This is a genomic window from Pseudenhygromyxa sp. WMMC2535 (genome assembly GCF_011083025.2).
The window spans coordinates 1-5515 of the sequence record NZ_JABJWV010000039.1; the positions used below are offsets into that span (position 1 = coordinate 1).

The window sequence follows — 5515 nt, forward strand, 5'->3', positions numbered from 1 at the left end:
AGCGGGTGGGCGCGGCAGCGAGCGACGCTTCGAAAACGAAAAAGCCCTCGCGGTGGCGAGGGCTTTTTTTGCCGAAGCGGCGGGGCGACTAGCGCTTGCTGAACTGGAAGCGCGCGCGAGCGCCACGGCGGCCGTACTTCTTGCGCTCTTTCTTGCGGGGGTCGCGGGTCAGGTGACCCTCGGCCTTGAGCTCACCACGGAACTCGCCGTTGACCCGAAGCAGGGCGCGAGCGATGCCGAGGCGGACGGCGCCAGCCTGACCGGAGAGCCCGCCGCCCTTGGCGGTGGCCCAGATGTCGTACTGCTCGCGGGTACCCGTCGCGTGCAGGGGCTGCTCGACAAACTTCATGTGGTCGCGCGCGTGAGGTAGTCCTCGGCGTCGCGGCGGTTGATGGTGATCTTGCCTTCGCCGGGCATCAGCCAGACGCGGGCGATGGCGGTCTTGCGCCGGCCGGTCGCGTAGTACTTCATGACGGTTCGCTCAGAGCTGGTAGGGCTGGGGGTTCTGCGCGCCGTGGGGGTGTTCGGCGCCGGCGTAGACCTTCAGCTTCTTGAAGGTCTTGCGGCCGAGGGGACCCTTGGGGAGCATGCGCTTGACGGCGCTGCTGATGATCACCTCGGGCTTCTTGGCCAGCATCTCCCGCGCGGTGCGGGTCTTCATGTGGCCGAGGAAGCCAGTGAACTTGTTGTAGGTCTGCTGATCCAGCTTGTTGCCGGTGAAGCGGACCTTGTCGGCGTTGATGCAGACCACGAAGTCGCCGGCGTCGAGGTGCGGCGTGAAGGTAGGCTTGTGCTTGCCGCGGAGCAAGCTAGCGATCTTCGACGCGGCGCGACCGACGGTCTGACCCTCGAGATCGATGATCAGCCACGCGCGCTCGATGTCGGCCGGATTGGGGTAGGGGGTACCCATGGGACGGAGAGATTTAGAGGAGGGGTTTTAGGGTGTCAAGCAGTCTCGTGACCCCATTTGCGGGGTCACGGACGAGAGCTGACCGAGGCGGGGAACGTTTACCATGGGAAGTCTGGAGACTTCCAGCGGCGTTCTCGGGGCCTTGCGCTGGTCGCGGACTCGAATTCGGCGGTCCATGTGTGGATCCACGCGAAGTGCACGGCTCCAGGTGGGGAGATCGGAGCGTGACCGCGACGACACTGGATGGCTTTGGCGATCGGGATGAAATGTAAGGCTGTGCGGGAGGCCCTCGAAGGTCCATAATCGCGGGAGTCAATGAGTACGCCACGCGCGAAGATACTCGTCGCAGACGATTCCTCGGTCGAACGTGCGGCTGCGCGCTCGGCGCTCGAGGAGGCCGGATATGCCGTGGCCGAAGCTGTCGACGGCCAGCAGGCGCTCGAAGTGTTCGCGCGCGAGCGTCCCGACCTCGTCCTCCTCGACGTCGTGATGCCCCGTCTCACCGGGCTGGAGACCTGTCGGATCCTCAAGGCCAAGGCGCAGGGCAACTACCTGCCGGTGATCATGGTCAGCACCCGCAACTCGGTGAACGCCCGAGGGGTCGAGGCGGGGGGTGCGAAGCGGCGCCGACGACTACCTGGGCAAGCCCTACGACGCCGAAGAGCTGCGCGCCCGGGTCGAGGCGCTGCTGCGCACGCGCAAGGTCATCGCCGAGCGGGCGGCGGCCGAGGGCGGCGACGAGGAGCCGCCCGAAGAGGTCCCCGTGGCCCCGGCGGCCAGCGCTCGCTCGCGCGGCGACGGAGAGTCCAAGGGCTCGCGGGTGCTCAACGAGGCCTTCACCCGTCGGGCCGAAGAAGAGTTCGATCGCGCCGAGCGCTACAGCGATCCCCTGGCTTGCCTGCGCGTCGAGCTCGACAACTTCGAGACCCTGCTCAAGCGCCACTCCTCCGAGGCCGTGGCGGGCTGGTGCGATCGCTGCGCGACGTCATCGAGATCAGCGTGCGCAAGATCGACTTGGTGTTCCGCCTCGACGAGCGCGGCTACATCTTGCTGCTGCCCAACACCCACTTCCCGGGGGCGCTCGCGGTCGCCGAGCGGATCTCCTTGGACACCAGCAAGCTGGTCCTCGACGCCGAGCCCAACTTGCGCTGCACGGTGAGCGTGGGCGTGTCCTTCTTCCCCAACAAGGACACGCACTCGGTCCAGGATCTGATCGACCTCGTCGGCGCGGCGCTCGAGCGGGCGCGCAGCGAGGGCGGCGGCAAGATCTGCCTGTTCCAGCATCAGGGCTACCTCTACGCCCCCGAGGCGAGCTGAGCTCGGGAGCCCCCGGGCGCTCGGCTCGCGCATCAAGGTCGTCTCGTGCTGCTCCCCTGCACTCCATCGCGCCGGCGCGGCGAATCCTGCTCTATCCGCGCGAGGATGGCCCCGCCGCGTTCCCGTCCACGAGTGAGGCGGCGGCGTGGTGGTCGAGCGCGGGGTCGGGGTCGCGGTGCCGACCCACGTCCACGAGCAGCGCGACAACCCCTGGCTCGAGCTCCCCGACGAGGTCGTGCCCGTCGATCTCGAGGCCCTGCCCGCGGACTTCGATCTCGCCGTGGCCCTCGGCGGCGACGGGACCTTGCTCCGGGCGAGCCGCTGGGTCGCCGACCTCGACGTCCCGGTGCTCGGGATCAACCTCGGCGACCTCGGCTTCTTGTCGGCCTACGGCCGCGAGCAGATCGTCGAGGCCCTGGCCGACGCGCTCGCCGGCCGGCTGAGCTGGGAGCCGCGCCAGCGCATGCAGGTCGAGGTCCTGCGCCGAGGCGAGCGCTTTTGGTGGGAGTGTCAGCCTGACCAAAGCGCTCGCCTCGGCGCAGGACCTCGACCTGCATGCGCTGGCGCGGCTCCCAGCTCAGCCGGCCGGCGAGCGCGTCGGCCAGGGCCTCGACGATCTGCTCGCGGCCGTAGGCCGACAAGAAGCCGAGGTCGCCGAGGTTGATCCCGAGCACCGGGACGTCGAGGTCGGCGACCCAGCGGCTCGCCCGGAGCAAGGTCCCGTCGCCGCCGAGGGCCACGGCGAGATCGAAGTCCGCGGGCAGGGCCTCGAGATCGACGGGCACGACCTCGTCGGGGAGCTCGAGCCAGGGGTTGTCGCGCTGCTCGTGGACGTGGGTCGGCACCGCGACCCCGACCCCGCGCTCGACCAGCCACGCCGCCGCCTCACTCGTGGACGGGAACGCGGCGGGGCCATCCTCGCGCGGATAGAGCAGGATTCGCCGCGCCGGCGCGATGGAGTGCAGGGGGAGCAGCACGAGACGACCTTGATGCGCGAGCCGAGCGCCCGGGGGCTCCCGAGCTCAGCTCGCCTCGGGGGCGTAGAGGTAGCCCTGATGCTGGAACAGGCAGATCTTGCCGCCGCCCTCGCTGCGCGCCGCTCGAGCGCCGCGCCGACGAGGTCGATCAGATCCTGGACCGAGTGCGTGTCCTTGTTGGGGAAGAAGGACACGCCCACGCTCACCGTGCAGCGCAAGTTGGGCTCGGCGTCGAGGACCAGCTTGCTGGTGTCCAAGGAGATCCGCTCGGCGACCGCGAGCGCCCCCGGGAAGTGGGTGTTGGGCAGCAGCAAGATGTAGCCGCGCTCGTCGAGGCGGAACACCAAGTCGATCTTGCGCACGCTGATCTCGATGACGTCGCGCAGCGATCGCACCAGCCCGGCCACGGCCTCGGAGGAGTGGCGCTTGAGCAGGGTCTCGAAGTTGTCGAGCTCGACGCGCAGGCAAGCCAGGGGATCGCTGTAGCGCTCGGCGCGATCGAACTCTTCTTCGGCCCGACGGGTGAAGGGCCTCGTTGAGCACCCGCGAGCCCTTGGACTCTCCGTCGCCGCCGCGCGAGCGAGCGCTGGCCGCCGGGGCCACGGGGACCTCTTCGGGCGGCTCCTCGTCGCCGCCCTCGGCCGCCGCCCGCTCGGCGATGACCTTGCGCGTGCGCAGCAGCGCCTCGACCCGGGCGCGCAGCTCTTCGGCGTCGTAGGGCTTGCCCAGGTAGTCGTCGGCGCCGCTTCGCAGCCCTCGACCCGGGCGTTCACCGAGTTGCGGGTGCTGACCATGATCACCGGCAGGTAGTTGCCCTGCGCCTTGGCCTTGAGGATCCGACAGGTCTCCAGCCCGGTGAGACGGGGCATCACGACGTCGAGGAGGACGAGGTCGGGACGCTCGCGCGCGAACACTTCGAGCGCCTGCTGGCCGTCGACAGCTTCGGCCACGGCATATCGGCCTCCTCGAGCGCCGAGCGCGCAGCCGCACGTTCGACCGAGGAATCGTCTGCGACGAGTATCTTCGCGCGGCGTACTCATTGACTCCCGCGATTATGGACCTTCGAGGGCCTCCCGCACAGCCTTACATTTCATCCCGATCGCCAAAGCCATCCAGTGTCGTCGCGGTCACGCTCCGATCTCCCCACCTGGAGCCGTGCACTTCGCGTGGATCCACACATGGACCGCCGAATTCGAGTCCGCGACCAGCGCAAGGCCCCGAGAACGCCGCTGGAAGTCTCCAGACTTCCCATGGTAAACGTTCCCGCCTCGGTCAGCTCTCGTCCGTGACCCCGCAAATGGGTCACGAGACTGCTTGACACCCTAAAACCCCTCCTCTAAATCTCTCCGTCCCATGGGTACCCCCTACCCCAATCCGGCCGACATCGAGCGCGCGTGGCTGATCATCGATCTCGAGGGTCAGACCGTCGGTCGCGCCGCGTCGAAGATCGCTAGCTGCTCCGCGGCAAGCACAAGCCTACCTTCACGCCGCACCTCGACGCCGGCGACTTCGTGGTCTGCATCAACGCCGACAAGGTCCGCTTCACCGGCAACAAGCTGGATCAGCAGACCTACAAACAAGTTCACTGGCTTCCTCGGCCACATGAAGACCCGCACCGCGCGGGAGATGCTGGCCAAGAAGCCCGAGGTGATCATCAGCAGCGCCGTCAAGCGCATGCTCCCCAAGGGTCCCCTCGGCCGCAAGACCTTCAAGAAGCTGAAGGTCTACGCCGGCGCCGAACACCCCCACGGCGCGCAGAACCCCCAGCCCTACCAGCTCTGAGCGAACCGTCATGAAGTACTACGCGACCGGCCGGCGCAAGACCGCCATCGCCCGCGTCTGGCTGATGCCCGGCGAAGGCAAGATCACCATCAACCGCCGCGACGCCGAGGACTACCTCACGCGCGCGACCAACATGAAGTTTGTCGAGCAGCCCCTGCACGCGACGGGTACCCGCGAGCAGTAGTACGACATCTGGGCCACCGCCAAGGGCGGCGGGCTCTCCGGTCAGGCTGGCGCCGTCCGCCTCGGCATCGCTCGCGCCCTGCTTCGGGTCAACGGCGAGTTCCGTGGTGAGCTCAAGGCCGAGGGTCACCTGACCCGCGACCCCCGCAAGAAAGAGCGCAAGAAGTACGGCCGCCGTGGCGCTCGCGCGCGCTTCCAGTTCAGCAAGCGCTAGTCGCCCGCCGCTTCGGCAAAAAAAGCCCTCGCCACCGCGAGGGCTTTTTCGTTTTCGAAGCGTCGCTCGCTGCCGCGCCCACCCGCTCGCGCTCGGACGATCTGGCACCGAGCCAGGGCTGCTCCAGACGCG

Annotated in this window: 4 protein-coding genes and 3 pseudogenes; 4 read left to right on the forward strand and 3 right to left on the reverse strand. The window is 68.3% G+C overall.

Annotated features, from left to right (window positions below; all coding sequences use genetic code 11):
- Window positions 1-88 precede the first annotated feature (88 nt).
- Together rpsI (G6O69_RS39240) and rplM (G6O69_RS39245) are read right to left on the reverse strand one after the other, a co-directional pair.
- Window positions 89-471: pseudogene (gene rpsI, locus G6O69_RS39240) on the reverse strand (30S ribosomal protein S9).
- Window positions 472-481: 10 nt separating this feature from the next.
- Window positions 482-910 carry a 50S ribosomal protein L13 gene (gene rplM, locus G6O69_RS39245; protein WP_172305664.1) on the reverse strand — a complete coding sequence of 143 codons (429 nt, stop codon included), beginning with the start codon at window positions 908-910 and terminating at the stop codon, window positions 482-484.
- A 564-nt stretch (window positions 911-1474) separates the two neighbouring features.
- Here rplM (G6O69_RS39245) and G6O69_RS39250 point away from each other — a divergent pair.
- Both G6O69_RS39250 and G6O69_RS39255 read left to right on the forward strand, forming a co-directional pair.
- A complete protein-coding gene (locus tag G6O69_RS39250) occupies window positions 1475-2227 on the forward strand; it encodes a diguanylate cyclase (protein WP_255216896.1) in 753 nt (250 codons plus the stop codon).
- 145 nt (window positions 2228-2372) lie between these two features.
- Entirely contained in the window at window positions 2373-2891 is a 519-nt protein-coding gene (locus G6O69_RS39255; protein ID WP_176397492.1) for an NAD(+)/NADH kinase, read from the forward strand.
- Here the strand turns inward: G6O69_RS39255 and G6O69_RS39260 are convergent.
- Complete coding sequence (locus G6O69_RS39260) at window positions 2805-4154, reverse strand: diguanylate cyclase (RefSeq protein ID WP_176397493.1); 1350 nt, start codon at window positions 4152-4154, stop codon at window positions 2805-2807. The genes G6O69_RS39255 and G6O69_RS39260 overlap by 87 nt on opposite strands.
- A 403-nt stretch (window positions 4155-4557) precedes the next feature.
- Between G6O69_RS39260 and rplM (G6O69_RS39265) the strand changes: the two are divergent.
- A pseudogene (rplM, locus tag G6O69_RS39265) lies at window positions 4558-4986 on the forward strand (50S ribosomal protein L13).
- 10 nt (window positions 4987-4996) lie between these two features.
- Window positions 4997-5383 (forward strand): annotated as a pseudogene (gene rpsI, locus G6O69_RS39270) (30S ribosomal protein S9).
- Window positions 5384-5515: the final 132 nt, after the last annotated feature.

What these genes read in the sequence shown, in the direction of transcription:
- rplM (WP_172305664.1), bottom strand. Translation starts at nt 910, where the DNA reads ATGGGTACCCCCTACCCCAATCCGGCCGACATCGAGCGCGCGTGGCTG.
- G6O69_RS39250 (WP_255216896.1), top strand. Translation starts at nt 1,475, where the DNA reads ATGGTCAGCACCCGCAACTCGGTGAACGCCCGAGGGGTCGAGGCGGGG.